Source organism: Streptomyces sp. CB01201 (assembly GCF_002803085.1).
In the GTDB taxonomy this organism is placed as follows: Bacteria; Actinomycetota; Actinomycetes; order Streptomycetales; family Streptomycetaceae; genus Streptomyces; species Streptomyces hundungensis.
In genome coordinates this window covers 59,110-85,826 of sequence record NZ_NNBJ01000025.1, presented here as the reverse complement: position 1 = coordinate 85,826, position 26,717 = coordinate 59,110, and the positions used below count along the sequence as shown (strand labels likewise).

Sequence of the window (26,717 nt, the reverse complement as noted above, 5' to 3'; positions counted from 1 at the left end):
CTCTGCACCGGTGCCGGAATTTCGATCGCCGCTGTCCCCCGTCAGCGGGGCGTCAGTGCGTTCCGCTCCTGCTCGCAATACAGTCGCCCGGTCTCGTCGAGCAGACGGAGCGGGTGCGGCGGCCGGTCCACGATGTCGCCCTCAGCGCAGACTCCCTCCACGCTGCCGAGCGTCTGCCAGATCCGGAATCCGAGCAGGGCCCTGATGTTCTCCGGCAGGGCGGAGACCACCTCGGGCGCGAGAGACAGCGAGAAGTTCTCCTGTTGGCGGACGAACGGACGGCAGAAGTAGGTCAATACGGCGAGTCTGGCCCGATCGGTGGTGTTGACATGGGTTCCGTGAACAATGCGCCCATCGAAGATCAGCGCGCTGCCGGCGGGCCCGCACACCGGGATCCCGCCCTTCCTGATGAGCCGTGCCCGCTGCACGGCCGCGCGCGGATCACTCCGCTCGTCTGGTACGTGGGTGTTCGGAACGACGGTGGTGGCTCCATTGTCCTCGGTGAAGGCATCAATCATCCAGATGACGCTGGCCGTCATCGCGTACGGCGGCCAAGGCCGTGGCACATAGCCCTGGTCGGAATGGAGCGGCAGCGGATCGTCCCCGGGAGATACGAAGTTGGCCTGGATCGCGGAGAGAAGATAAGGATCCCCCAGTATCTGAGCCAGCAGTTGCCCGACATCCGGGTGGTCGAGCAGCCGCTGGAAGACGCTGCCCTTGTTGAGGAGCGTCCATACCCGTTTATTGTCCCGTTCCCCGCGCCCCGACCCACCGAGGTACAGCCCCTCAGCGGATTCGCCACCGAAGGCGCCCCGGGACCGCTCACCCGCCGCCTGTTGGACAATGCGTTCCCGCAACTCCTCGCGCAGCGGCTCGTCGAGCGCGCCTGCGAGCACGCAGTACCCGTATGTCCTGAGATCCTGCGCGGCCCGCGCTCGATCGGTCGTGGGTACGGGGACTTCAGTCATCGCTTTGCCTTTCTTGAATTCCACCGCTCAATTGCACGCGGCCACACGAAAGATGGCCCCTTTTAGCGCACCCTAACACCGGGAATGCGTGTTCAACCTGGCTCGCCTTCACCTGTACGAAGGGGCCCCGCCATACTGTTCGCCGTCGATGACCACGCGAAAGGAAACCCTGTGCTGCGTAGTGAGCTCGCAGAACTCGCCGAATTCTTCGGCACCCCCTTGTATGTATATGACCTCGACCGGGTGGACGCGGCGTACACGGCCCTGCGCAGCGCCCTGCCCGCACCGAGCGAGCTGTACTACTCGCTCAAGGCCAATCCGCTCGCGCCGCTCGCCGCAAGGCTGGCAGACCTCGGCTGTCGCGCCGAGGTCTCCTCTCAAGGCGAGCTGACCGCTGCGGTGGGAGCCGGGTTCGACCCCGGCGCATTTCTTTACACCGGTCCGGCGAAGCGGCCGGCGGACCTCGACGCCGCCCTCGCGCTCGGGTGCACGCAGTTCTCGATCGAGTCCCCGGCCGACGCGCGGCTCGTCCACGCGGCGGCCGCGCGCGCCCGCCGCACCGTGACCGGTCTGATCCGCGTGAACGTGGAGCGCGCCCCGTCCGGCACACCGATGGCGTTCGCCGGTTCGCGCTCATCCTTCGGCACCGGCCTGTCCACCGTCCTCGCGGAACCGCATCTGTTCCGTCCCGGCCGTCATCTGCGCATTGCGGGGGCACATCTGTTCCTCGCCGGAAACATCGCCGACGGGGCAGTGCTCCTGGACACGCTGGGCCTGGCCGCACGCACCACGGGGATGCTTGCGCAGGCGGGCTTCCCGCTGGAGATCGCGGACCTGGGAGGGGGGTTCGGATCCCCCTACGCACAACCCGGGTCGCCCTACGACTTCTCTCAACTCGCGGGGGGCCTCGCACCCGTACTCGACGAGGCCCTGCCGGGCTGGCGTGCAGGCCACCCCTCCGTGCGTTTCGAGTCGGGCCGCTATCTGGCCGGATCTGCGGGCACATTGGTGGTCCGGGTCCGGGACGTCAAGCAGTCAGGCGGGCAACGGCAGGTCCTTGTGGACTCGGGTATCCATCACCTGGGGGGCATGGCGGGACTGCGTCGAGTGCCACCGGCCCAGGTCGTACCCCTGACGGGCAAGACGGAAGGGCCGCAGCGGGCGGCTCGACTGGTCGGCGAGCTGTGCACGCCGCTCGACCTCTGGTCCTCCGGCGCGAGCCTGCCTGAGTCCGTCGCGCCGGGCGACCTGCTGGCCGTGCCGAATGTCGGCGCCTACGGCCTCACGGCGAGCCTCGTCGGCTTCCTCTCCCACCCCTGTCCTATCGAGGTGACCGTGGCCGACGGCCAGGTCACCAGTGCCACGCGAGCGAGGATAGTGCGGGAGGACGCGGTTGTGAGCGAACGGACGGCATCCGCAGCTCTTTCCGCCGCGCCGCTCGGTCGGTCACACCCCCCACTCTCGTGATCCGACCCGTCCTGGGTCGATCCGGTCCTTCATGAGCCGATCCGGACGGCGCTGTGGTCGCCCAGGACCAGCCGGTGACCGGGCGCACTCGCCGGGGCGCCGGTCACCTCAGCGTTCCGACCGATGACGGAGGACTCGATGGCGCGTACCCTGCGGATCACCGCTCCCGCGCACACTACGGACCGCCGCAGGGCCGTATCGGCGAGTACGCAGTCCTCTCCGACGACGGCGTAGGGGCCGATATCGGAGTTAGTGATCACCGAGCCGCGGCCGATGACGGCCGGCCCCACGACGCGGGAGCCCCGGATCGAGACGCCTGGCTCCACGACGACCGCGCCCACCAGTTCGCTCTCCGGATCGACGGCGCCCTCGCAGCGCGATGTCACGCGCTCCAGGGCTGAGAGGTTCGCCTCCAGATAGTCGGCGACGTTGCCCGTGTCCTTCCAATAGCCGGAGATCACGGAGGAGCGTACATCGGCTCCCGTGTCGATGAGCCACTGCAGGGCGTCGGTGATCTCCAGTTCGCCACGGCCGGAGGGCCGGATGTGCGCGATGGCCCGGTGGATCAGATGGGAGAAGAAGTAGACGCCGACCAGCGCTAGATCACTCGGGGGCACTGCAGGCTTCTCCTCGACGGACCGGACGGCTCCTGTCGCATCGAGCACCGCCACGCCGAACTGTGTCGGGTCGCCGACTCTGGCGAGCATGAGTTGGGCGTCGGGACGGGTGGCGCGGAAACGGCACGTCTGCTCGGTGATCCCGTCATGCAGAATGTTGTCGCCGAGGTACATGACGAAGTCGTCATCCCTCAGCCAGCGGCGCGCCACCGACACCGCGTGGGCGAGCCCCAGCGGCCGGCCCTGGCGGATATAGGTCACGCGCAGCCCGAAGCGCGCGCCGTCGCCGACGGCTGCTCGGATCTCCGGCTCCGTGTCGCCGACGACGATGCCTACATCGGTGACCTGGGCCGCAGCAACGGCTTCGAGGACGTGAAAGAGGATCGGCCGGTTCACCACCGGCACGAGTTGCTTCGCCGATGTGTGGGTGAACGGCCGCAGCCTGGTGCCAAAACCGCCGGCCAGGACGAGCGCCTTCAGAGGCCGCAGGGAATCAGTCATCGGCTCTTGTACTCCGGGTTCTCGGGTTGCCGGGGAGGCGGCTTTGTATAGATCGGCCGTTGCGCGGTCGGCGCGGCCAGTTCGTCGGCGAGGGCGGCGCGCCAACTACGGGCGGGCGGCAGGCCCAATTCGGACCACCGGCCGTGGCTCAGCACCGTCCATCGCGGCCGTGTGACGGCGCCGCGCCATTCGGCGCTGGTCGAGGGCCGCACGAGAGCGGGGTCGGCTCCCGCCAGGGCGAAGACCTCCCGGGCGAGCCCGTACCACGAGGTCCATCCGGCACTCGTCGCGTGGAAGACGCCATAGGCCCGGCACTCGGGCAGCGCCCCCAGATCGATCAGCCGGTCGGCGACGTCCGCGGCGCAGGTCGGCTGGCCGTACTGGTCCGCGACGACATCCACGGCCAGGCCAGCCCGGGCTCGCCGCAGCATCTTCCCGACGAACCCCGAACCGTCACGTCCGTAGAGCCATGCGGTGCGCACGACGGCCCCCCCGCCCGGCAGCCGCGTCAACACCTCCCGTTCCCCCGCCAGTTTTGTGCGTCCGTACGCCGTGCCCGGGGACGGTGCGGCATCCTCGGCATATGGGACGCCAATGTCGGCGGACGGCCCCGGGAACACGTAGTCGGTCGACACGTGCAGCAACCTCGCTCCCGTTCTGGCACAACTGTTGGCCAGGTTCCGCGGGCCCTCTGCGTTCACGCGAGAGGCCATGTGCTCCTGAGCCTCGGCCCCCTCCACGTCCGTCCACGCGGCGCAGTTGACAACGACGCCGGGACGCACCGCGTGCACAGTGGCATCGACCGTGCGGGCATCGGTCACATCGAGGTGGCGGCGCGTCAGAGCCACGACGTCGGCGCCGCGGGTGGTGAGCCGGCCGTGCAGCTCTCGGGCCAATAGCCCCGCAGCACCGGTGATCAGCCATCGAGTCGTCGACGGATCCCGAGACGTGCTCGCGGGGGTCATCGACGCCTCTTAACGGGCTGCGTCGGACCGGTTCTCAAACCCATGCTCACAGTTGGCCGGCGCGTTCCTCGGAGAGGGCGCCGAGTCGAACCCGGTCGACCTTCCCGTTGCGGGTCACGGGCAGTTCGTCGACAACGACGAGGTCTCGCGGCGTCCTATGGGGGCCGAGTTCGCGGGCAAGGCCTTTGCGCAGTACGTCGGTGGAGATGGCGCTCTCCACGAAGACCACCGGGGTCAGCCGTCCCGGGGTCCGCGCGACCCCGACCGCCCTGACGCCCGGCACACGTCGGGCAGCCTTCTCGATCTCCAGGCCGCCCACCCGAATCGATCCGATCTTGAACGTGTCGTCGGCCCGGTGGGAGTAGCAGAAGCGCCCCTCCTCGTCGATCCACCCATAGTCCCCGCTGTACAGCGTCGCGTGCGCCGACCCGTGGTTCGCCGGGCCGGCGAAGCGCAGCTGGCTCTCCGGCGGAGCTCCCCAGTAGCCGCGCATCACGTGCGGGCCGCTCACTACGAGCTGACCGATGCGGCCGGGTGCGCACAATTCGCCGTGCTCATCACGTACTTCGATACTCGTCCCGGGCAAAGGTCGACCGCACGCGTCGGGAGCGGTGCGATCGTCGTCGGGCTCGCCGACGGTCACGCGCTTGCACTCAGTGAGCCCGTACATGCGTACGACCTGCGCCCCGGGGAAGCGCGCGCGTAGGGCTCCGCAGTCCTCCGGCGCGAGCGTGTCGCCGGTGTTGGTGAACAGCCTGACGGGAGGGCGCTCGGTGTGCGCACGTCCGGCAAGGGCGCACAACCGCCGGGCCACGCTCGGCACCAGCGGGATGACGGTGGCGCCCGAGCGTGTGGCGTGGCGCAGCAGTGCGGGGCCCAGGTCGTGGGGCGCCAGCACCAGGGCACACCGGGCACGCAGGGCGAGGAACAGTTGGTAGAGGCCGTAGTCGAAGCTCATGGGCAGACAGCCGAAGACGACGTCCGAGGACCGGTAGCCGAGCCGGCCGGCGATTGCGTCGATGGCGAACGAAACCTGCTCGTGCGGGCAGACAACGCCCTTGGGCGTTCCGGTCGATCCGGAGGTGTACATGATCAGGGCGATGTCGGATCGTGCGCCGTCGGTCGATACGTTCGGGGGCGTGGGCGCGCCACAGACCTCTGCAAAGCATGCAGGATCGGTACGGAACACCCGCGGGGCCAAGGCGGCGGTCTCCGGCTGTGCGAATGCGTCCCGCGCGGTGAGCAGTGCCTCCGGGGTGCAGTCTTCGCAGACCGCCCGCAGGTGGCTCCACGGGCTGTCGGGGTGCAGGGGCACGGCAACAGCGCCCGCCCGCATCACGCCGAACAGGGCGGCGGCCAGGGCGATGCCATTCGGCAGCGCCATGACCACACGGTCGCCGGGCTTCACGCCTGCGGCAACCAGCTCCTGCGCCCAGACCCACGCCCTCGCGGACAGCTCGTCCACGCGGCAGGAGCCGTGGGCGTCGCTGATCGTTTGCGCGTCGTCCGCGGCCTCAAGGAGGTCCGGCACCCAGGACCCGGCTGTAGTGGACACACCAGTGTTCATCTTCGCTCTCTTCCGCGGCTTGTGTTACCGCGCGGTCTCGGCAAGGAGGCGGCGGTAGGCGGCGATCGATCGGTCGTACCCGGGCGCGAAGAACTCGTGGACCCTCAGGACGTCGGGGCGCGGCCAACGCGCCGCGAGGCTCTTGAGTCCGCTGCCGTTCACGTAGCTACGCAGCCCCCGCCAGTGTTCGAGCAGAACACTGTTCGCGCGCCGTTCCAGCACCACGTCGATGCTGGCCTCCGCGAGCTTGAGTCCGAAGGCCTGGTCCGAGTTCATATTGGGGATGTCCTCGTCATAGCCGCCGAGGGCGAGGTAGGCCTCGCGGGGCATCGTGTGATTGCCAACGCGCACGCAGAGCCAGCGCAAGTCCTGCCGTGGCGAGGCGAGTTCTTCGTACATGTCACGAAAGTTCGGCGTCAGGGCGGAGCGCGCCGAGAGCCCCTCGAACCCGAACCGCACGTCGTCAGGTGTCACAGTCCACTCGCACAGTCCGAGGTAGTCGGCGAACCGGCGCAGGTCAGGGACCCCAAGCAGCGCGCCGAAGGTCCGCACGGACAGGTCCTGGCGGTCATGCAGGGTGCCCTCGATGATGTTCCGGAACAGCACACCGTAGAGATACTGACGCTCAACTCCCGTTACGTAGACGGGTGCGTCGTACCGTGACAGAGCCAGCGCGTGCGCCGACAGGCAGTCAGAGGCGAGCAGCGAATCGTCGGTGGTCAGGAATACATAGCGGCCTCGCGCGTGAGCGCAGCCGATGTTGTAGGCGGCGGCCGTCCCGTGCGCAGGTCCGTCGTTGCGGATGACTCGCGGCCTGAGGCTGGGGATCCGCTCGGCGCGCGCCCGTACCCAGTCGGCCAGGTCGATGTCGCTGCCGTCGTCCACGATGACGACTTCCATTCGGTCTCGCGGGTAGTCCTGTGCGTCAAGGGAGACGAGGCTCAGTTCGAGGAGCGCGCCACGCATCTCGACGCCGAGTTCCCCGCTGAGGCGGCACGGCAGGACTACGGATATCAGGGGCTCAGGCATGGCCGTCTCCAAGGGGCCGGGCTTCGGGGGCAGGCTCTCCCAGCAACGCGTGGGGCCCGCGCACGCGGACCGACTGCCGCGTGGACGCCCTCGTGGCATGTGTCTCCAACACCGTCGGAGCACCGGCGCCGTGCAGCGCATCGACGATGTCGGACCGGGTGATATTCCCGTCGCTCAGTGCATCCTTCGCGGCGACGCCGCGGCGGAAGAGGAGGTCGATCACTGATAGGGCCTGAGGCGTCGCGGAGCATGGTGCGCCAGTCTCCGGGAGACGGTAGCTCTGGTAGAAGATGGAGATTCCGTTCTCCAGGAAGTGCTCCTCCTGCAGATAGTCCTTTCCGTGCGTCCCCGACACGTACAGCGAAGCGGCCGATCTGAGGCACTGGTCGAGGACGAGATCGGACTTTGCTCCGGTGCTGCCGAGTTCACTGGCGAGCACGAACTCCACGTCGATCTTCAGCCATGCCACCAGCAGGCGCAGCAGGGCGGTGTTGAGATCCATCAATTTGGTCCACGTGCGACCGAGGTACAGCTCCTCCAGCTCGGCGGCATAGCGGGACCAGTACGGGGCCCGCCCGTAGCTCAGTCGCAGGCTGTTCCAGTGATCCCGCTGCCACTTCGGCACGCTCATCCCGGCGTGCTCCGCGTCGCGTACCCCGTCCTGGGAAGCGATGCGTACATCGCGCAGCCGACGGGACGGGGACGCCTTCAGCGCGAGCGGAACCGTCACCCAGTGAGGCCGCCCATCCGCCGTCATGATGCGGTTTCTGCTCTGGTTCCCTCTGCGGGAGAAGTTGACGGTGTCCATCACCACGAAGACGTCCGCCAGCACCAACTTGTGGAAGAAGCCGGGCCAGGGGAGGTAGACCGGCTGATGGCAGGTGACCAGACGGGGACCAGTCATGCGGGCCACCCCACGACTTGCCGGGCCACCTCGAACGCCTCGGCGAGAGGCACCGCGACCTGTGAACCCCGGTACGCGGCCAGTGCCCTGACACCCTCTTCGCTGCGCGGCTGCGGCCATTCCTCGCGTTCGGCTCCGTACGCTCGCAGCGCGGCGAGCTTGCGCTCCAAGTGTGCCTCCGACACGACGTGCCAGCAGTTCGGACTGAAGGCGGGGCGGATCCCCGACGCCTCTGCCCAGTCGGTCGACGAGCGGATCTCGAAGGACCGGACCTCGTGGACGCCGGACCGACCCGGACGGGCAGCGATCCGCGCGGCGAGGCCGACCAGTCGGTGGTCGTTGTTGAGGTCGGCGAGGGCGGTGGTGAACACGGCATCTGGCGCGAACCGCCGCATCTGCCCCTCGACTACGCGGTTGAGCTTCAACTGGCCCACCTCGTCCAAGCGGTTGTCCCCGAAGCGGTGCACGTACACCTCCTGGATGCCCAGCAGGTGCGCGGCGTTGTGGATCGCCTCCTCGCGGTCGCTCCCTCGGTCGCCGGGGTGGCGGGAGCCGTCGTCGTGCGTGAGCACGCACAGCCCGATGGCCACGCCCTCATCGCTGAGGCGTGCGAGTGTGGCGCCCGCGCCGAGCGTCTCGTCGTCACCATGCGCGGCGACCACCAGTAGTCGTTCCATGATTCTCTTCCCACGCTCTCCAGCTGGCCCGGAGGCCGTCACAGCAGTTCTACGAAGTCGCTAGCGGGCAGCGCGCCCCTGGTGTCGAGGACGGGGCAGCCCTGTCGGCTGATGGACTCCAGGTCGAAGGCCGCGTGCGCCTGCAGCAGCACCGCCATGTCGCACGAGGCGAGCGCCGCCGAGGTGTCCCGCTGCCGCGGAATAGCCCTGCCGTCCACGCGCCAGGCGTCGACCAGCGGGTCAACGAAACTCACGGTCGCTCCCAACAGGCGCAGCCCACGTTCAATCGGCATCGCGGGTGACTCGCGGAGGTCGGCAACGTCCGCCTTGTACGTGACGCCCAGTAGCACCAGGCGCGCGCCGCGCAACGACATTCCGCGCCGGTCGAGGTTGCGCCGCACCCGCTCGACGACGTAGCTGGACATGCTCGCGTTCACCTCGCGCGCCAGGTCCACGAACCGGGACCGGCTGCCGGCCTCCGCGGCCGCATGGGAAAGATACTCCGGGTCCACGGGGATGCAGTGCCCGCCCACACCCGGTCCGGGCAGGAACCTCTCGAAGCCGAATGGCTTGGTCGCCGCCGCCGTGATGGATTCCCACAGATCCACGTCCATGGCATCGCACAGCACGGCCATCTCGTTGACGAGCGCGATGTTGACGGCCCGGTAGGTGTTCTCCAGGAGCTTGGCCATCTCGGCCTCCCGCAGTCCGCTCACCGGGACGACCTCATCGACCAGCTTCCCGTAGAAGACCTCGGCCCGGTCGCGGCACCGCGTGGTGTACCCGGCCACAACCTTCGGGGTATTGCGCAGGTAGAAGTGCGGGTTTCCGGGGTCAACCCGTTCGGGAGAGTAAGCCAGGGCGAAGTCCTCTCCCGCGCGCAGTCCCGAGTGTTCGAGCAGGGGACGCACCACTTGGTCGGTGGCCCCCGGCCAGATCGTGGACTCCACGACGACCAGACAGTCCGCACGCAGATGCCTGGCCACCGTCGCGGCGGCCTCCCGAACGCTGGAGACGTCGGGACGTCGGTCAGCGTCCAACGGCGTGGGCACGCACAGCACGACGACCTCGCTGTCAGCGAGCACCGAGGCGTCGGTCCCGACCGAGAGACCGGCCTTCAAGGCGGCCACGAGCTCGGCGTCCGGCACGTCGTCCACGTAGGACTCTCCCGCGACGAGGGCCGCCGCCCTGTGCGGGTCGCTCTCCAGCCCGGCTACCCGCAGGCCGCTGCGCACGCATTCCACGGCCAGAGCGAGGCCCACGTAGCCGAGGCCAATCACCGCCACGTCGTAGGTCATCCGATGCTTCCCCCTGCACGCAGCGCCTCCCGGCGGACTTCCGCGATCACGTCGAGGAGGATGTCGTCCAGGCCGCGCAAGGGGCGCCATCCGGTGAGGGCAGTGATGCGGCTGACGTCGGGCACCCTGCGGTATGACTCCTCGAAGTTCGGCCCGTACACCTCCTCAAAGGAGGAGAAGCGGATCTCGGACGCCGATCCGGTCAGTTCCTTAACCCGCTGGGCGAGATCGAGCACGCGCACCTCGTCCGTCGAGCCCAGATTGACGGTGGCGCCGACCGCCCGCTCCTCGTCGAGAAGGGCGAGCAGGGCCCGGACTGCGTCGTCGACGTGCAGGAAGCACCGGGTCTGGCCGCCGTCGCCGTACACGGACAGGGGCTCGCCTCGCAGTGCCTGACGCACCATGCGGGGAATGACCATGCCGTGAGTGGCGCTCTGGCCCGGGCCCGCCGTGTTGAAGAGTCGGACCACGACGGTCTGCACACCGTGTTCGCGGTGGTAAGTGTCGGCGATCAACTCCATGATCGATTTGGCCATGCCGTACGACCAGCGCGGAACCCGTGGGCTGCCGAGCACTCGGTCGACGTCCTCGCGCAGCGGGAGGTCCTGACTCTTGCCGTAGATCTCGCTGGTGCTGGCCAGCAACACCTTGGCCGCGTGGCGTTCGGCGGCGCCCATCACGTTCTCCGCCCCGTGCAGGTTCACCGTCAGGGAGGGCAGCACCCGGTCGACGATGGTACGCACACCGACCGCCGCCGCCAGATGGACGACGACGTCGCAGTCCGCGACCAACTCGTCGAGCAGCGACGCGTCCAGGACGGAGCCGTGGACGAAACGGACCGGCTCGGGCAGGGGACCCGGCGGCTCGGCGGGCTGGTGTGCGGACAGATCGTCGAGGACCACCACAGCATCACCTCGGGCGGCGAGCGCTCCAGCCAGCCGGGTGCCCACGAATCCGCGGCCCCCGGTCACCAAGTATCGCAACGTATTTCCTCCCTCTCGGTCATACCGGGGACTGCGAACGGGCCTGGGGCCGCTCGTAAGAGAAGAGCCGCTCGATCACTGTCTGCGCCGACCACCGAAGCGGTTGCAGCAGATCGATGCCGCCGTACTGCCACAAGAACTCCGCGTCGACTCCGCCCTCCCGTGCCAGTGCTTGCAACACTTCGGCGGGGATCGCGCCGGGGAACAGGGCCTCGGCGCCGGCCAGGGCGTAGTACAGGTTCCTGCCGGCACCGGCCTCTCTCGCAATCTCCAGCAGAAGGTCCCAACGCAGTCCCGGATGGCGCCGCACAAGAGCCACGATGTCGATGTACTGCAGAAGACGCTGGTGCTTCCCCTTCTCGATGTAGCGCAGTGTCGTCGACTCCTTGTAGAGGTGCGCCGAGACATCGAGCAGGAAGTACTCGGGGCGGAAGGCGGAGATGGTCGTGCCCTGCACCTCGTGCGTGGTGAGGTCGACCATCAATCGCTCGGCCGGAATGTCGCAGCCGCTGGCCGGGAGGAACAGGTTGAAGCACACGTCGACCGCGAGCGTCGGCTGAAGCGGGTCGTCGTGGGCGCGCAGCAACGTCGGCAAGTTGTTGGTGTGTACCGACCAAAAGATCTCCTGCCGGCGGGACAGCCGCGTGATGCGTCCCGCGCGGTCGACGACGCCCGGCGCATAGCCATCGTCGGCCAGTACTGCCGCCACGTCCTTGGCCGCCGACCGATCTACGAAGAGGTCGATGTCGTTCATGGGACGCAGGCCAAGGTCCCGGTACACGACGGGCGCGAGGAAGGCTCCCTTCCGCACCGCCACTGCGATGCCCGCGGCCCGCAAGCGCTCGGTGAGCCGGGCGGTTTCCTCGATGAGGACCCTGTTGCGTCTGCTGTTCAGCGCATAGGCGGCAAGGAGGGCGTCCTGCACGTACTCGTGACGGCTCTCAGGCTCGAAGGTCTGCGCGGCGGCCAGCGCGCGTCCCGCAAGGGCCGCGACGCGGTGCCGGAAAGCGGAGTCGAGGAAGAGTCCCCAGTCGCGCTCCTCGACGTCCGTCCGCAGGTTCACGCCGTCGGCGAACGGATCGGACGCCCGGACGAGAAGGTCGATCTCAGTGTGCATCTGCTGACTGTTTCCTGTCCTGTCGGGAACCGGGCCTGCGGTCGGCCCGTCATGCTGCGGATGCGGTGGACTCGCCGACGAACGCTCGTCAGGCTCAGGCACGTTTCGGCTGCTCCGTACTACTGAAACGCGCCCGCCTCAGGGGACTACCCTCGAACGGAGGATGGCGGTCAAGGTGGTCGATCCGGCCGTTGACGTATACCGCGTTCACGTCAAGGCGCGCCCGCTCGAAGATTTCCCGTGCCACGCTGGGCAGTTCGATCGGTGGCTCGCTCGACCGCCAGTGCGGGTCGTAGGTCAGCGCCAGCATGAATCGGGTGCGATCGGACACGTTGGGAGTGCCACGGTGCCACAGCCGGGGATCTCTGATGATCACTCCGCCCTCGGCGGTGACGGCCCGCACGGGGGGCCGCAGCTCACGCCGCTCGGCAAGTGCGTCCGGTGCGACCGTGAGCCCGACGCGGCGGTTCACTTGGCCCTCGACGCCGGCCTGCTTGGCCACACGGACGTATTCCAGGGCGCGCAGCAGGCCCTCGCGTTGCGTGGACGAGTACTGGCACACACTGACGTCGTCGTGAGTGCCGGGCCACACTTCGAGTGCGCCGCCCTCCTCCGAGGTCGTCGTGAGCGGGATGTTGACCGTGAGCCGGGCCGGGGGGTGCGCAACGGGCAGTCCGGGCCACAGCTGGCCCTCGTCCACATGGACCGCCTGGGCGCTCGATCCCGGCATGTTGGTGTTGTTGCTGTAACCGGTCAGCCGCAGTGGCTGGCTCATGACGGCACGGCAGACCGTGAGCACGAAGGGATGCGCCAGGATCTGAGACGCCAGTAGATCCGGCTCGGGTGGCGGATCCTGCTGCAGATGCCCTGGCGCGAAGTTCTCGGCCCGGTCCGGGCGCGGGGCCAGGACCTCCAGGTCGGCGGCCATCCGTGCCTTGATGCGGCGCAGGATCGAAGGGTCGACGACGTTCTCGATGATGACCACGCCATCGTGCCGGACGGCCTCGACAGCGAGGTCCACGACTTCGGGGGCGTGCCGAACCCGGTCGCCGCCGGGCACGCCGAGGTCGAGTCGGACTACGCCGTGAGCGGCGCCCGATTCCCGGTGGTTCTCCCTCATCAGCGCGAAGTCGCCTTAATGCGCTCCACCAGATCCGCAACCGTACCGACTGAGGTGAAGTTGTCGGCCAGCATGTCTTCGTCCGGTATCACGATCGAGAACGACTCCTCGATGTTGATGATCAGCTCAACCAGACCGAGCGAATCGATGCCCAGGTCGAGCAGTTTGTCATCCGCGGTCAGCGGGCGTCCCTCGGACAAGTCGGGCGCCTGGTTTCGTATGACGGTCTGTAGTTCTTCGCCGATCACAACACTTCCCTTTCAGCTCTCATGCTGTCGCCTTTTCGCTGCTGCCAGAACACGGCATATCGCAGATGCGCGGCCAGAAACTCGGTGTCCCGCTCGGTCAGACGCTCTTCGGAACGCACCACCAGACGGTCGGCCTTGATGTCGAAATCCGCCTTGATGCCCGCGCGTTCGAGAAGCGACCGGACGGTGTCCTCAGTGGGGACCGGCGGTGCGGCGCAGGCCGACAACTGTTCCGGCGAGCAGCACCCCATGCACCGCGGCTCTCTCCCGGTGGCCAGGTCATAAGCCTTGAGGCCTTCCACGTTGGGCACCGCGGATCTATTCAGTCGCGACAGCATGACCGTAAGACCACAGGATTGATCACCCACTATGACACTCGTCAGGCCGAGTCGTCCATGAATTCCGAGTATTCGCTCCACCAGTTCGCGAGGGAAATACTTCTCCTCCCTTTCCGATGACAGCAGGGGCAGGCTCAGCCCACGCCGCCGGCCGAGCTCGGCCAGGTTGGGGATCTCCTTGAGGCCACCGATGACCGAGGCACCGAGCGCCTCTCCGAAGGTCAAGGCCTCGATGATCTGGTCTTCGCTGTCGTTCCAACCTGGCACGATGGGCCGGTAGTAGTGGGCTGCGGCAAGATGTGGCCAACGGGCGAGGCGTGCGACCGTGCGCTGTTTTCTAGCGAGGTATTCCGGCCCCGCACCCATTTTCTCCATTCCTTCGGGCGCCGCGTTGTGGGTGAGAAAGAGCAGAATCCGGAACGAGGTGAATGAGGCCAGCCGGTCAATGTCCTGATCACGCAGATAGCATTTGGTAATGATCATGACGTCATTGGTCCAACCCCTCCGCTCCAGGATTTCGAGAATCCGGAACGTGCTGTCCCGCACCTGTGGCAGAAAGGGGTCCGTGGTCGCAGTGTGCAGTCCCAGCTGCGTCGTCCCGGGCACGAACAGCGGATGCCTGGCAAGCCTGTCGACCAGGACGTCCTCTTCAAGCACCTTGGTGGGCCGCCCACTCAGGAACCAGTCGACGCTCTCCCGCTGTTCGTCGGCGCGAAAACAGTACACACACCCGAAGTTGCAGCCAAGTATCGGGTTCAGGATGAGCATTCCGGCGTGGGGCCAGACAGGTTCCACACCGTCCGGATCCCGGTAGAGGCCAAGTTCGCGCATGGTGTGCAGCGTTTTCGCACTCAGGGTGCGGTGCACCCGCGTGCTCAGCTCGGTCCTCGTCGTGTGGCGGGCTTGCGGAGGGTGCAGAGCCCCGACCACGCGGGCCAGCGAGATCAACTCGTCGGCGACATCGGGCGCGTCGGCGCTGACGTTGACGCCGCCGTTGGCAATGTCGATGGCGGCGGCCAGCACACGCTGCTCGTAGGCGGACAGGTCATTGAGGTGTGCGCGCAGCTCTTGGTGCAGTCTTTCTGAGCTAAGGCCCGCGTGTTCGGCCAGCCGCTCGGCGTCAGGAACCATGGGGCACCCCGCTTTCAACCGTCGTCATGGCCGCTCGGCCGGATCGACGGCCGCCTGCTCCTTCTGTTCGTTCCAGCCTTTGCACTTTCGCCTTCTTGAGGGGGTTCACGTCGGGAAGGACGAAGGGAAGGACCAGGGACCCCTTCTCGTATGCCTGGCGCAGATGCTTCAGATGGCGCACGCGCAGCGCAGTCAGATGGTCCCCGGCGCGCAGTGCCGGATAGGCGCCGCTCGTGCTCCGGGTTCCGTCCGGGGACATCGGCGCGATCTCCTCGTGAAAATCCGGACCATAGAAATAGGTAAGGGAGAAGCGGTCCCGCTCACGGGGACGCACCCAGTGCAGGGTCGACTCGATGGCGCCATCGGAAAGGACTTCCAGAAGGTCACCGATGAGCACCACGAAGGTACCTCGCGGTGCGTCGAGTAGGCGGGTCCGGCCGTCCCGACCGAGCACCTCAAGTCCCGCTGACGATTGCCAGATCAAGGTGAACCACTCGTAATCGGTGTGTCCGTTGGGTACTTCGTCCAGGTCGAGGGCGGGCACCGGATAATGCAGCAGGCGCAGCAGTGAACAGCCCCGAGTTGACCGTTCGGCAATGTGGCTCGGCACCAGCCCGCACAGACGCGAGAACATCTGCGACAGGGACTCGGCACACGACCGCACGGCCGCGTGGTAGTCCCTCACGGCGTCGGCGAAACCGGGGAGGTCGGGCCAGAGGTTCGACCCGAGCAGGATCGACTCCAGAGCCCCCGGGTCGTCATGGAGTTCCGGTCCGACGTCGAAGGAGGCGTAGTCCCGCACTAAGCGGCGTGTGTGTGCACCGGCCGGTCGGAGATCGTCCGGGACATAGCCACGGTTGCCCAAGGACCGCTGTATGGCCCATCGCTGCGCGTATGGCTTGTCGCGGGCGTAGAAATCCTCGGCCGCCGCCAGGCACGCGGCAAGGACGTCGGCCCGCACGCCGTGGTGACGAAGGGCGAAACAGCCGACCTCGGTAACGGCCTCGCGCCAGGGTGCGAGGGCATCGAACGAAGGATCTCGCACGTCGTTCAGATCCAGCACGGGAATCTTCAGTGGATCCACCATTCATCCTTTCATCGACCCGGCCGGCCGGACACACCGCACACGCCGGGCTTGTCCCGACGGGTTCGTGCGCCCAAGGTCAGGACAGACACACGTCCTTGTCGAGGGGCACGAGAGCGCCGGTCACCACGAGCAGGCGGTCGTCGGAGTTGTTCAGACTCGCTGAGCGCAGATCGCGGAAGACTCGCTCAGCTGGGAAGGGCGAGTCCTCCAGATAACCGCGGGTCAGGCCCGCCAGCTGCATGAGCCGGTCGGCGGCACGGAAGGTGAGTTCGGCGGCCGAGACCTTCAGCAGGTTCAGATGGATCTGCGTGGCGGGACGGTCCAGGCGCCCCCCTGAGGCACGTATCAGGGCGACTTCGTCGCAGACCCTCTGGAGATGACTACTGACCAGCTCGAGGTCCATCCTGGCCCGCGCCAGGCGTTCACGCACCAGTTCAGAGCCGACGTCGAGCGGCCAGGCGCGCGATCGGACCGCCCCAAGCATCTCCCGGAACAGGCCGCGGGCGCCGCCCAGCCAGCAGGCGGCCCAGCCGAGGTGAGCAAGGGGGATCATGCTGTCCATGGCCACCGCACGGAAGTCGCCGGGCCGTCCGATGAAGTTCTGCTGCGGAACACTGCCCGAGATCCGTATCCCGGCGCTGCTCGTGCCGCGCATGCCGAGGGAACGCCACGACCGGCCCTCGTCGATCTTCAGCTGAGCGCGCTCGGCGTAGACCAGCGAGACCTCGTGCGCAGCGGCATCCTCGTCGGCCCGCATGGTGATGAGGAAGCCATCGGCGATCATGCCGCCGGTCACCACGGGCGCGTCACGCTCGATGCGCAGTGTTCCCGCTTCCGGCCGCAACGGGCTCTGGGCGCGCAGCAGATGGCCCCCCTTGGCGGCCTCGGTGGTGACCGAGGCGAGATGATGCCCGTCCTCGGCGATCCTTGGCAGCAGTTCATCGCGCAGTTCCGGGCCGCTGTGCCGGACGACGGCGTCGACTTGCTGGCAGTGCATGGACCAGATCAGGGCTGTCGACAGACAGCCGCCAGCGAGCCGGCCGGCGATCTCCACCATGTCCTCAAGGCCGCCGCCGAGACCCCCATGCTCGACCGGGACGAGCAGTCCGAGCAGTCCGGTGCGGCGCATCGCGTCCATGGCCTCGGCGGGGAACCGGGCTTCGGTGTCGACCTCCCGGGCGTGCGCCCGGGCCACCCGCACGACGTCCTCCGTCGCAGTCAGCCATCTCTCTGTCACCATGTCCGGTTCTCCCACGTCGGCGCGCTTTTCGCACGGTCACGCACCGAGCAGCTCGCTTGCGGTGGTGCGGCGCCCCCTCGACGGGCCAGGACTGAGCGTGCGGCTCGGGAAGAATTGCTCAGGCAGCGCGGCAGCGGCAACGTTCAACAGCGCGTTCAACTGCGCGTTCCGCACGCTTGGACGGGCCAGCCCACGCAGTGGAACGACCCCGCCGCGCCATGCGTCCGGCCGCGCGGACCGGTCCGGCACGCACCCGTTGTACAAGGTCGGCACCCGTCACAAGGCCGGGCCGGGTACGACCTGACCCTGCGGCCTTCGAGCGGTGCCGTTCGACCCGGTGGGGCGCTCCACGGCCCCTGGGCAGCCGGTGGACTCGATGCGCGGGCTTCGGGGACGTACTGGCGCACGATCCGGCGGTCACTCCGACCCTCTTCACCGACTCCATAGCGGCCGATGATCGGTTGACGGCCGACTCCCCCGGCGCGCCCGACTACGACGCCCATTGCCGCGTCTCCTTGTCTCTCTCGGGCTTCGGCCGAGGACTTCCCGGTCCGGACGCGGTTCTTGGCATCCCCAACCACAACCAGTGCCGGACGGCGGCGATGGAACAGGTATCTTCCATCACACTGACCGAACTCTTCGCGAATCTTCTGGACATGCGACGTGGAGGATCCGTCGTCGCTCCGCCGCACGGCCCTTGAGAGCACGCGTTCCGTGCATGCCGGGTCAGTCTCCGTACGCTGCGGCCTGCAGGGCGTACAGCTCGGCGTAGAGGCCCTTGTCCACGACGAGTTGGTCGTGGCTGCCGCACTCGGCGATCCGACCGTCCTTGAGCACCACGATCAGATCAGCCATGCGCACCGTTGAGAAGCGGTGGGAGATCAACAGGGTGACCCGGCCGTCGGCCCTGCCCTGTCGTGCCTCGGCAGCAACCTGCTCGAACAGGGCGTGTTCAGTGCTCGGGTCCAGACTGGCCGTCGGCTCGTCGAAGACGGTGAGCAGCGGGCGGCGGCGCATCATCGAGCGAGCGAGCGCGAGCTTCTGCCACTGCCCGCCGGACAGTTCCACTCCGTCCCGCCAGCCGGCCCCGAGTGGGGTTTCCAGCCCCTGCGGTAGCTCCTCGGTGAAACCCGCTCCGGCGCTCGCCAGGGATGCACGAACGGCCGCCGGGTCCGTCATCCGGTCCAGGTCTCCCACCCCCACGTTCTCCCGTACGGGCAGCTCGAAGCGCGCGAAGTCCTGGAATACGGCGGTGACGTGCTCGCGGTAGGCGTGCGGTTCGAGGTCTGCCAGGTCGGTCTCGTCGAGCAGGATTCGTCCGGCGGTCGGCTGGTACATGCCGCACAGCAATTTGACGAGGGTGGTCTTGCCCGCGCCGTTCTCTCCCACAAGGGCCACAATTGTTCCGGCAGGCAGTTGAAGCGAGACATCGGACAGCGTCTGTCGCTCAGTGCCGGGATAGGAGAACGCCAGGTTCTCCACGGCGATGCCTCGGGTCAGCTCGGCGGGCGGTTGGTCCGTGCCGACGGCTGCTCCCGCGCGAGCGCGCAACCACTCGTAGTGCTCGGCGGTGACGCGGGTACGGGTCACGGACCCGGCCAGTCCGGACAGCGCCACCGCGGCGCCCACCACGGCCGAGGCGAGGCCGAGTGTCAGGGCGACGTCACCGGCTGTGGCCTGCCCTCGGCTCGCCTGCCGCAGCACCAGCAGGACTGCCGCGACGTAGGCGCCGGCGAACAGCAGCCAGCTACCCGTACGCACCAGCACCGAACGCAACAGCGCCGATTCGGTGGCGCGCTGCCGGTTGAGGGAGGCGGCTTGGTGTCGCCTGACGAGTTCATCCTCAAGACCGTATACACGCAGTTCGGCACCCGACTCCGAAGCGACGGCGAGGTCGAAAACATGCTGTGCGGTGCGCCGGTCCGCTGCGGTGCGCAGTTCGGCCTGGCCGTACAGCTCCTCCGCCTTCTGTGCCAGCCGGGTCGCAGGCAGGGCGATCAGCGGAAGTATCAGGAGCACGGGCTGCACCTCGGCCAATAGCCCCGCAACCAGAACCAGTTGGGCGATCACCAGCGGTCCCATGACGGCCAGCGTCATGCCGTCGGCCAAGTCCTCGACGTTGCGCTTGAGTAGTTGGAGGCGGTCCTGGAACTCGGGTAGCTCGAAGTGCTCCAGACCGGGCGCTTCGGCTGACATTGTCAGCACCCGCCGCTGGACAACCATGCGCGAACGTTCGCGCATCCGGATGGTGGCCCACCGGTAGCCGAGGGGCGCGAGGGCCGTCACCAGCAGCGCGACGCCGACCGGGACGGCTCCCGCGGCGACCTGATCCGCGTCGTGCGCGGCCGCCCCGTCGGCCAGGGGGCGCAACCCAAGTGCAAGCAGCAGCGGTCCCACGAGGGAGATCGCGCTGACGCCGATGAACAGCGCGCACAGGCCGATGCCCACCTCCCGGCCTATGTCGACCAGCAGCCGCCAGGTGCGCAGCAGACTCCTCATGCCTTCGTCTCCTTCCTGCGGGCTTCGGTGTCGGGATCGTCTACATGGCGCTGGTCGGGGCCGGACAGCGAGGCGACGTCGAACCGGGCTGCTTGGAGGCGGAACATCGTGGCGTACTGCCCCTGGGCGGCCATGAGTTCGTCATGCGTGCCCTGTTCCACCACACGTCCGGCGTCGATCACGGCAATGCGATGGGCCTGCCGGACCGTGGAGAAGCGGTGAGAGATCACAACGGTGGTCAGTCCCCGGGTCAGCTCCATGAACTCTTCGTACAGCCGCGCCTCCGCGCGCACGTCCATATGTGCGGCGGGTTCGTCCAGGATCAGGAGATCGGCGCCCCGCTCGATGGCGAACAACGCCCGGGCCAGAGCCAGACGCTGCCACTGCCCACCGGAGAGATCCACCCCGTCCGTGTACGAGGCCGCCAGCGGCGTTTCCCAGCCGAGGGGCAGAGCCTCGATTTCCGCAGCGATTCCTGCCCGTTCGGCGGCGGCACGCACGTCGGCCGCAGTGGCGGGGGTGTCGAGTCCGCCGAGGGTGATGTTGTCGCGGGCCGGTAGGGCGAAGCGCAGCGAATTCTGGAAGACGGTGGCAATGCGGCGGCGCCAAGCTGCGGCATCCACATCAGCGAGATCGACGTCCGCCACAGCGATGCGGCCGGCCGTGGGCTCGTACAGTCGGCACAGCAATTTGACGAGAGTCGTCTTTCCCGCACCGTTGGCGCCGACGACAGCGAGCGAGCGGCCCTCCGGTATCTCCAGATCCAGCCCGTCGAGGACGTCGGACGAACGGCCCGGGTAACCGAAGGACACTCCCTCGAACCGGATATCTCCGCGCGGGGCCCCGACGGTTGTAGCTGGCGTCGCGACGGCATCGTCAGACTGTCGGGCGGCCGTCCGCGGCGAAGGTGTCCGGGCCGTTCCGGGCTCGGTCTCCGTGACGGCGGCGACCGCTGCGTCGAAGCGATGCAGCGTCGCCATCGCCAGTTCCGTCTGCAGGCTCATCCACGAGGACTGCTGCATGGCGGCGAGCGCTGCCATCAGCGCCTGGACCCACATCGCGGCCGCTCCCGGCGTGACGTGTCCCCCGGCGGCCTCGGTCACGATCCAAGCCAGGCCGCCCAGCACGACTGCTGCCAGGGTGAGGCCGGCGGCAACCGGGCGTGGCGGCAGCGGTCCGATCACCTCGGTCATCGAGCGGCGCCACGTTTGCAGGAAACGGTCGGTCAGAAACCCGGGCAGACCGAAGACGCGAACCTCCTTGGCGGCGGGGGGCTCGACGCCCAAGGCGTAGTAGTACTCCAGCCGTCGGGCTCCCTCGCTGTCGCCGTAGTGGTGCGCCGACTCGGTGCGCGAGGCCGCCTTCTCCTCGTACGCCGCCCACACCGCGGCGAGCAGCAGTGCGGCCCCCAGGAGCATATGGAAACCTGCGAGGAGCGCACAGGTGCCGAGCAGGGTGAGCCGACCCGCGACCAGCCCGCCGACGGCGGAGATGAGCCTGCCCGGGCGGCCCCACGCACCGCGGAACGTTTCGCGGCCTACGCTGATCAGGTCGACGGTTGCCGGCTCCTCCAGGTGAGCGGTCCCGGTCGGGGTCATGACCGCCCGCATCAGCTCACGTTGCAGCAAGGCGTCGATGCGGTCGCCCAAGGCAGTGGCCGCGGCGGAGCGCAGGGCCGCCGCGATCCACAGCAACAGAAGGGTCAGCCCGGCCAGAGCCGCCCAGCCGAGCGCCTGTCGGCCGGGCGACGAGTCGAGCCCTTGGGCAGCCACAAGCGGAACCGTCTCGACCAACGCCCCGATCGTGGAGATCAAGGCCAGCGGAACGACCGCGGCGAGCAGGACCGTGCCGAAAGCGACCACGGTAAGACCTCGGCCCGCTCGCCAGGAGACCCGTGCGAACCGCCCGTAGTCACCGGCGCGAATCCCCGGCGGCCGATCCGATTTCGCCGGGCTACGACGCCCGTTCCACCTAGCCACTCCAGAACTCCCATCTATTGGCCGGACTGTGGGGAATCGGCTCATCATCCTGATCATCGTGTGGAGCCGCAAGGACGTTCCAAAGTGCTACCTCGGCCGATGCGGCTGTTCACACGACCGGCTGGGAAATCTACCGGGTTGATGCGAGGGTTTCGCCCCGTCAGATCGCAGAGCGGCAGAGAATTTGAGGCATCCCGTGCTCGTCGTTGTCGACGGAATTTATTCCGCAGGTAAGTCAACTCTCATCAAGGGGTTGCTGAGGCGTCTGGATGAAATAACGGACAAGCCCGTCGAATTCACCGATTGGAATTCGTCCGAGTTGACCGGCGACCTCCTTCCGCAGTGGAAGCGGGAAGGCCGACTCGGGGCACATTCCCTGCTGTTGGCGGAGGCCATGGACCTGGCGCATAGGTGCGAGAAGGACATCCGTCCGTGGCTCGCTGAAGGCAGTGCGGTGGTGGCGGACCGCTATGCGATGTCGGGCATGGCTCGGGGCGTGGTGCGAGGCGCGGACCCCGAATGGGCGGCGCAGGTCTTCGCGTTCGCGCCGAGGGAGACGCTGACGGTCCTGGTCGAGTGTTCTGCCGAGGAGACGCTGCGTCGGCGGAAGTCCCTCGGCAAGGTTCTCGGCGGTTATCACAGCGGGCGGGACTTTCGGCGGACGGACTCGGTGGAGGCCGATTTCGTCCGGTACCAGGAGGAGATGCTTGGGGTCTATCGTTCCCTCTCCTTGTCCCGTGGCCCGGTCATCACGGTGGACTCGGAGCGGACGTCGACGGAGGCGAGTGTCGACCAGGTGCTGAACGCGCTGGCCTGGGACGGGTCCGTCGGCGCCGGACGGAGGTGAGCGACGCGCGCCGGCCGTGGCATTGGGCCGGACTCGAAAAGCGGGCAGCGGGCCCCGGTCCCGCGACATCTGAGGCCGGGGCCGGGCCGACTCGTGCGTGCTTCAGGCCGGCTGGCGAGGACCGGATGCCCCGGCCTGCCGAACATCTCACCCTCGACCAGCAGGTGCGTCACCGCTCAGGGCAGCTGTGCCACGGCGGCTCCGTGCGAGTCGCCTCGCTTCACCGTCTCAAGCCGTTGAGCCAGTTCGCTCCACGCATTGGCACATTCGCGCGCCAGGAGGGCGACATTGCGTGCGCAGTGGGAGGGAACCGCGTCGGACATCGCGGAGAGCGTGGTGTGTGTGCCGAGCAGCCTCAACAGCTGTCGGCCGCCTTCTGTGTACCGCAAAGAGGGGTCGCGGCTGAGCCGGCTCCAGATGAAGTTTACGTCGACTGCCGGAACGCCTGCGACGGTCGCCGTGGCCACTGCCGGGCGGTCCCCCTCGGCGGACCGCCCCGCCGGAACGGGGTCCTCTCCTCTTTGCACACGGCGCCTGACGTCGGTCACGGTTCCGAGGGAGAGGCCCGTCTCCTTGGCGATCTGCCGTAGCGAGGCATCCGGTCGCTCGGCCATTATCTCGCCGGCTCTGCGCCGCCCCTCCGTGGTGCTGATGGGCCGCAGCCGCCCGTCCCTGCCCACCCGGGCGTTCAACTGTGCGGCGGTCACTGTTGAACGGCGTACCGAGGCGACGGTGTGCGCCGACATGCCCACAATTTCAGCGACCGCACGGTCCGACCACTCGGGGTGCGAGGTGAGCAGTCGAAGCGCTGCGGCCCGTCGGTCCTCGGCGGACAGTGGCAGACCATGCGAGTTGTTTGCCGTCACGGAGTGGACGAACGCTTCCTCCGCGCTTCCGTCGAAGAAGACGACCTGTATCTCGCGGTCCCCCCTGCGACTCGCCGCTTTGAGGCGATGCATTCCGTCGATCACCTGCAGCGTCTGGCGGTGGACGGTGATGGGAGGCAGGTCCTTCTCGGATTCCGCGATCAATGCAATGTGTTCCTCGTCCATGCCCGTCAGACGTGGAGAGTCGGCAGGCAGAAGCCATCCCAGCTCCACCGTGACCACATCACCCGGCCCATAACGTAGTAACGAGTACGTTTTCATATCTCTTCGCCTGTCAAACATTTTCACATTGCGCAAAAAATCGTCGGCACCGGATACAGGATTTGCTTCCATGATTGAACTCCACGGCAAAGCATGGATCATCCGAAAATCGCCCAAGACGCGAATCGGCCAAAAGTTACATAAGCCATGGGGGCGCCACAGATGATCCACTCTCCGCCACTTCATATAGGCCTCGGCGCATGTGAACGGCTCCCGGAGTAACCATTACAAGTGCCAGCTGTACGGGAAATCAGCCAGTCAACGCAAGTTATAGAGGTGGGACGGATCGGGCCCGCTGAATAAACTCAAACTTCCGCTGCAACAAATCTTGATCGATGACCATCGCAGCTTGTACTCCCTGCGCGGCGGCAACAACGATCTGATGAGGCGAAAACTTGGAAGTTCGAGATCTGGCCATGTCGCCTGCCGCGAACACACCTCGAACAGTGGTCTGAAAATACTGATTAGTGGCGACTCTGCCGTCATCGAGCAGCTCACAATCGAGCATGGCAGGCAGGCCGGAACCTTGTTCGCGCTCAGGAAAGACAAACAATCCGCCGAATTTCCGCGTCACGCCACTTTCGGAATGCACACACACAGAGCCGGTGGAAAATCCTTCCACCCTTGACACGCGTTCAGCCACTATCTCGATGGAATTCTCAGACAACAGCGAAGCCGTCTGCGAATCCACCCCGGAGTCGCCCTGCTCATACAGGACGACATTCTCGCTGAGCTGTTTCAGGTGCACGGCGACACGAGCGTGAGCCAAACTCGATCCCAACACGGCGACCGGCATTCCTCGGATTTCCCAACCTGAACAGTAGACACAATGATGGACGCTCCTTCCCCACGCCTCCGAGAGGCCAGGAATGGGGGGCAGTACGTCCCGTAGTCCGCTGGCCAATAGGACGCGGCGTGTTCGTATCGAAGCGTCTCCCTCAAGCCGCGCGGAAAAAAATCCGTCATCAATCTCTATCCCGACAACAACACCTCTGCGCACTTTGACATCTGGATATGTGCCCAACTCGGCGACCCCGCGCTCGCGAATCTCTTGAGGAGAAGCTCCGTCGCGAGTCATGAAGCCGTGCGCTTCGAGCGATGCCCCGTTACGCGGCTCCCCCGAGTCGACAGCGATGACGGGGCGCTGCATTCGCCCCAGCGTGACGGCTGCACTGCATCCAGCCGGCCCGAGGCCGACAACCAAGACGTCATACAAAGCACTGCTCCTCGATGTTGCACGCCACATGAGGCTTGTCCGTCGTTTCGTTCCGCACCTGGGGGGAGCTTTTCGGCTCCCCCCAGGATTCACAGAGCGACGATCAGGTGCAGGTACCACAGACGATCATGGTGGTTCCGCCCGACATGTCGTCGAATTCCTCTTCAGCAAGGGAATTGATGTCGACGATATCGAAGTTGTATTCCATCTGACACCTCCTTTCGGTGCGACAATATGCAACCAATTTCGGCTGCATGGGTATAGTAGGCTGAAAATTTTCAGCGAGTCAAGAAGTTAATCGAAAGCAGGAAGACAATTATCCGCCTCATCTACATTTTAACTTGCGACCTCTTTCGCCAGCCTACGGAAGGAGGTTGCCATGTTCATGGCTGCCACGGCGCCCAGACTGGTGCAATTCGCAATGAGCTCCACCTTCAGAGACCGATCGAAATTACTTGCCACCTGTAGATAAAGCGCCGGGGCCAGTGGCCTGAAGCGCGGCTTATAGTAGTCCGTGTCAACCGTCAAATCAGCTAGGTCCGGTGAAGCTGTTGCCCTGCCGACCTCTACGTAATTGGCCTGTATCTGTGATCTGAGAGGGATCTGATCCAGATTATGCCCATATGCATCCACAAGAGTTTGAGGAGAGATGTGACCATGCATGGCTGTCTGCAGCACGCTGTCTCGAACTTCGCGTTGGTGTGCCTCGACAGTCGATTTCCGGTTAACGACGACCGGCAGGCTGGCCGCGAACATACCCAGAGTTCCTACGTTGGCACGTTGCCTGATATCGAAGGGCATGTGGATCAGTATCTTCCTTTGATCGCTCAGACGGAAGACACTAGAAGCGAAAATACCCAGCAGTAATTGGAATACCGTTGATCCCGTCACGGCAGCAACGTGCTCAAAATTGTCGCGTTCTCGGGGAGAGAAATCAATCTCGATCCGATGAGTTTCTTCGAAGTCTTGCCTCCCTCCATCGGCGCTCCCCAGCGGGGTGACATCAAGCCCTCTCGGAACCGAGTCCAGCCGATTCTTCCAAAATCTTGCATTACGGGCGGCCAGCCGTTCAACGAACTGCTGCTGTTGACATGCAGCACCCAGGAATCCACTCACTGATTCCCCACTCTCGTCCAGCGCCGGCTCAAGGAGACGCTTCCCGCGATAATGAGCCCACAGGTCGCGTTCGAGAACACCCATCCCGCGAAGGTCGATGACCGCGTGCTGAACCGTGACGACGAGAGCATGCAGCTGCTGCGACATGCGGATGAGGCGAAACCGGAAGGGATAATCCTCCCGCTCGTCCCAGGAGGCAAGAATGTCTTTGGCCAGCACCGCTCGGACGTACGCGCGGAAGCGCTCTTCGGACGCGCCGTCCACACGTTGACAGTTGATCAGCCGTGCAGCTGACGGCATCAGAATCGGCCTCTGCCGGTAACCTTCGTCGGTGGGAACAAAAGAAACTCTCAGCGCCTCATGCCGCTGAACCAGGGCACGTACCGCATCCAAAAGGGACGGAACATCGAGTTCGCCCGCAAGGCGGAAAGATCGCTGGATGGCGGTCCGGCGGCTGGGTTGTAGAAGTTGTCTCGCATGATGATGCTGCTGTCCGACGGTCAACGGAAACATGCGACACGCCCCGTGGATCGGAGGTAAATCCCTGCCGGAGATTGGGCTGACATCGATGACGCTCTCCAACTCTGTGATCCCGCGACTGTTGATCCGGTCGCCTAATCCGGCAGCTCGTGGGGGAATCGACCATCGCGCTTGC

At 66.6% G+C, this 26,717-nt stretch carries 22 protein-coding genes; 2 read left to right on the top strand and 20 right to left on the bottom strand.

Annotated elements, in window-relative coordinates:
• Window positions 1-41: 41 nt before the first annotated feature.
• Window positions 42-992, bottom strand: a complete 951-nt coding sequence (locus CG740_RS35530) for a phytanoyl-CoA dioxygenase family protein (protein WP_159030514.1) — start codon at window positions 990-992, stop codon at window positions 42-44.
• A gap of 147 nt (window positions 993-1,139) precedes the next feature.
• Here CG740_RS35530 and CG740_RS35525 point away from each other — a divergent pair, with 147 nt between their 5' ends.
• Entirely contained in the window at window positions 1,140-2,435 is a 1,296-nt protein-coding gene (locus tag CG740_RS35525; protein WP_199846672.1) for a type III PLP-dependent enzyme, read from the top strand.
• A 29-nt stretch (window positions 2,436-2,464) separates the two neighbouring features.
• Here the strand turns inward: CG740_RS35525 and CG740_RS35520 are convergent, their stop codons facing one another.
• The 16 genes from CG740_RS35520 to CG740_RS35445 all read right to left on the bottom strand — a co-directional run bounded on the left by CG740_RS35520 (window position 2,465) and on the right by CG740_RS35445 (window position 21,618).
• The gene (locus CG740_RS35520) at window positions 2,465-3,532 is read right to left on the bottom strand and encodes a glucose-1-phosphate thymidylyltransferase (protein WP_100579456.1); all 1,068 of its coding nucleotides are present in this window, start codon (window positions 3,530-3,532) and stop codon (window positions 2,465-2,467) included.
• A gap of 17 nt (window positions 3,533-3,549) precedes the next feature.
• Window positions 3,550-4,518: a dTDP-4-dehydrorhamnose reductase gene (rfbD, locus tag CG740_RS35515; RefSeq protein ID WP_100579435.1), complete on the bottom strand. Its 969-nt coding sequence runs from the start codon at window positions 4,516-4,518 to the stop codon at window positions 3,550-3,552.
• Between the two features lie 46 nt (window positions 4,519-4,564).
• A complete protein-coding gene (locus CG740_RS35510) occupies window positions 4,565-6,085 on the bottom strand; it encodes a class I adenylate-forming enzyme family protein (RefSeq protein WP_100579434.1) in 1,521 nt (506 codons plus the stop codon).
• 24 nt (window positions 6,086-6,109) lie between these two features.
• Window positions 6,110-7,114, bottom strand: a complete 1,005-nt coding sequence (locus CG740_RS35505) for a glycosyltransferase (RefSeq protein WP_159030513.1) — start codon at window positions 7,112-7,114, stop codon at window positions 6,110-6,112.
• Complete coding sequence (locus tag CG740_RS35500; protein ID WP_159030512.1) at window positions 7,107-8,018, bottom strand: WbqC family protein; 912 nt, start codon at window positions 8,016-8,018, stop codon at window positions 7,107-7,109. The genes CG740_RS35505 and CG740_RS35500 overlap by 8 nt, the downstream gene beginning before the upstream one ends.
• Window positions 8,015-8,695 (bottom strand): PIG-L deacetylase family protein, encoded by a 681-nt coding sequence (locus CG740_RS35495; protein ID WP_234376677.1) that lies wholly within the window; start codon window positions 8,693-8,695, stop codon window positions 8,015-8,017. Before CG740_RS35495 ends, CG740_RS35500 begins: the two co-directional genes overlap by 4 nt.
• 38 nt (window positions 8,696-8,733) lie before the next feature.
• Entirely contained in the window at window positions 8,734-9,993 is a 1,260-nt protein-coding gene (locus CG740_RS35490; protein ID WP_100579431.1) for a nucleotide sugar dehydrogenase, read from the bottom strand.
• Window positions 9,990-10,964 carry an NAD-dependent epimerase/dehydratase family protein gene (locus tag CG740_RS35485; protein WP_234376682.1) on the bottom strand — a complete coding sequence of 325 codons (975 nt, stop codon included), beginning with the start codon at window positions 10,962-10,964 and terminating at the stop codon, window positions 9,990-9,992. The genes CG740_RS35490 and CG740_RS35485 overlap by 4 nt, the downstream gene beginning before the upstream one ends.
• A gap of 31 nt (window positions 10,965-10,995) precedes the next feature.
• The gene (locus CG740_RS35480; RefSeq protein WP_100579429.1) at window positions 10,996-12,093 is read right to left on the bottom strand and encodes a nucleotidyltransferase family protein; all 1,098 of its coding nucleotides are present in this window, start codon (window positions 12,091-12,093) and stop codon (window positions 10,996-10,998) included.
• Window positions 12,094-12,187: 94 nt separating this feature from the next.
• Window positions 12,188-13,213 (bottom strand): phytanoyl-CoA dioxygenase family protein, encoded by a 1,026-nt coding sequence (locus CG740_RS35475; RefSeq protein ID WP_100579428.1) that lies wholly within the window; start codon window positions 13,211-13,213, stop codon window positions 12,188-12,190.
• A complete protein-coding gene (locus CG740_RS35470; protein WP_100579427.1) occupies window positions 13,213-13,461 on the bottom strand; it encodes a phosphopantetheine-binding protein in 249 nt (82 codons plus the stop codon). Before CG740_RS35470 ends, CG740_RS35475 begins: the two co-directional genes overlap by 1 nt.
• Complete coding sequence (locus CG740_RS35465; protein WP_100579426.1) at window positions 13,458-14,930, bottom strand: hypothetical protein; 1,473 nt, start codon at window positions 14,928-14,930, stop codon at window positions 13,458-13,460. The genes CG740_RS35470 and CG740_RS35465 overlap by 4 nt, the downstream gene beginning before the upstream one ends.
• The gene (locus CG740_RS35460; protein WP_100579425.1) at window positions 14,920-16,017 is read right to left on the bottom strand and encodes a 2OG-Fe(II) oxygenase family protein; all 1,098 of its coding nucleotides are present in this window, start codon (window positions 16,015-16,017) and stop codon (window positions 14,920-14,922) included. The genes CG740_RS35465 and CG740_RS35460 overlap by 11 nt, the downstream gene beginning before the upstream one ends.
• Before the next feature lie 76 nt (window positions 16,018-16,093).
• Window positions 16,094-17,257: an acyl-CoA dehydrogenase family protein gene (locus CG740_RS35455; protein WP_100579424.1), complete on the bottom strand. Its 1,164-nt coding sequence runs from the start codon at window positions 17,255-17,257 to the stop codon at window positions 16,094-16,096.
• Between the two features lie 726 nt (window positions 17,258-17,983).
• Complete coding sequence (locus tag CG740_RS35450) at window positions 17,984-19,756, bottom strand: ABC transporter ATP-binding protein (RefSeq protein WP_100579423.1); 1,773 nt, start codon at window positions 19,754-19,756, stop codon at window positions 17,984-17,986.
• Window positions 19,753-21,618: an ABC transporter ATP-binding protein gene (locus CG740_RS35445; RefSeq protein WP_159030511.1), complete on the bottom strand. Its 1,866-nt coding sequence runs from the start codon at window positions 21,616-21,618 to the stop codon at window positions 19,753-19,755. The genes CG740_RS35450 and CG740_RS35445 overlap by 4 nt, the downstream gene beginning before the upstream one ends.
• Window positions 21,619-21,931: 313 nt before the next feature.
• Here CG740_RS35445 and CG740_RS35440 point away from each other — a divergent pair, with 313 nt between their 5' ends.
• Window positions 21,932-22,582: a dTMP kinase gene (locus CG740_RS35440; protein ID WP_159030510.1), complete on the top strand. Its 651-nt coding sequence runs from the start codon at window positions 21,932-21,934 to the stop codon at window positions 22,580-22,582.
• A gap of 176 nt (window positions 22,583-22,758) precedes the next feature.
• Here the strand turns inward: CG740_RS35440 and CG740_RS35435 are convergent, their stop codons facing one another.
• The 3 genes from CG740_RS35435 to CG740_RS35425 all read right to left on the bottom strand — a co-directional run bounded on the left by CG740_RS35435 (window position 22,759) and on the right by CG740_RS35425 (window position 26,644).
• Complete coding sequence (locus tag CG740_RS35435) at window positions 22,759-23,832, bottom strand: ParB/RepB/Spo0J family partition protein (RefSeq protein ID WP_234376676.1); 1,074 nt, start codon at window positions 23,830-23,832, stop codon at window positions 22,759-22,761.
• A gap of 166 nt (window positions 23,833-23,998) precedes the next feature.
• Window positions 23,999-24,976: an NAD(P)/FAD-dependent oxidoreductase gene (locus tag CG740_RS35430; RefSeq protein WP_100579420.1), complete on the bottom strand. Its 978-nt coding sequence runs from the start codon at window positions 24,974-24,976 to the stop codon at window positions 23,999-24,001.
• A gap of 306 nt (window positions 24,977-25,282) precedes the next feature.
• Complete coding sequence (locus CG740_RS35425) at window positions 25,283-26,644, bottom strand: condensation domain-containing protein (protein ID WP_199846671.1); 1,362 nt, start codon at window positions 26,642-26,644, stop codon at window positions 25,283-25,285.
• Window positions 26,645-26,717: the final 73 nt, after the last annotated feature.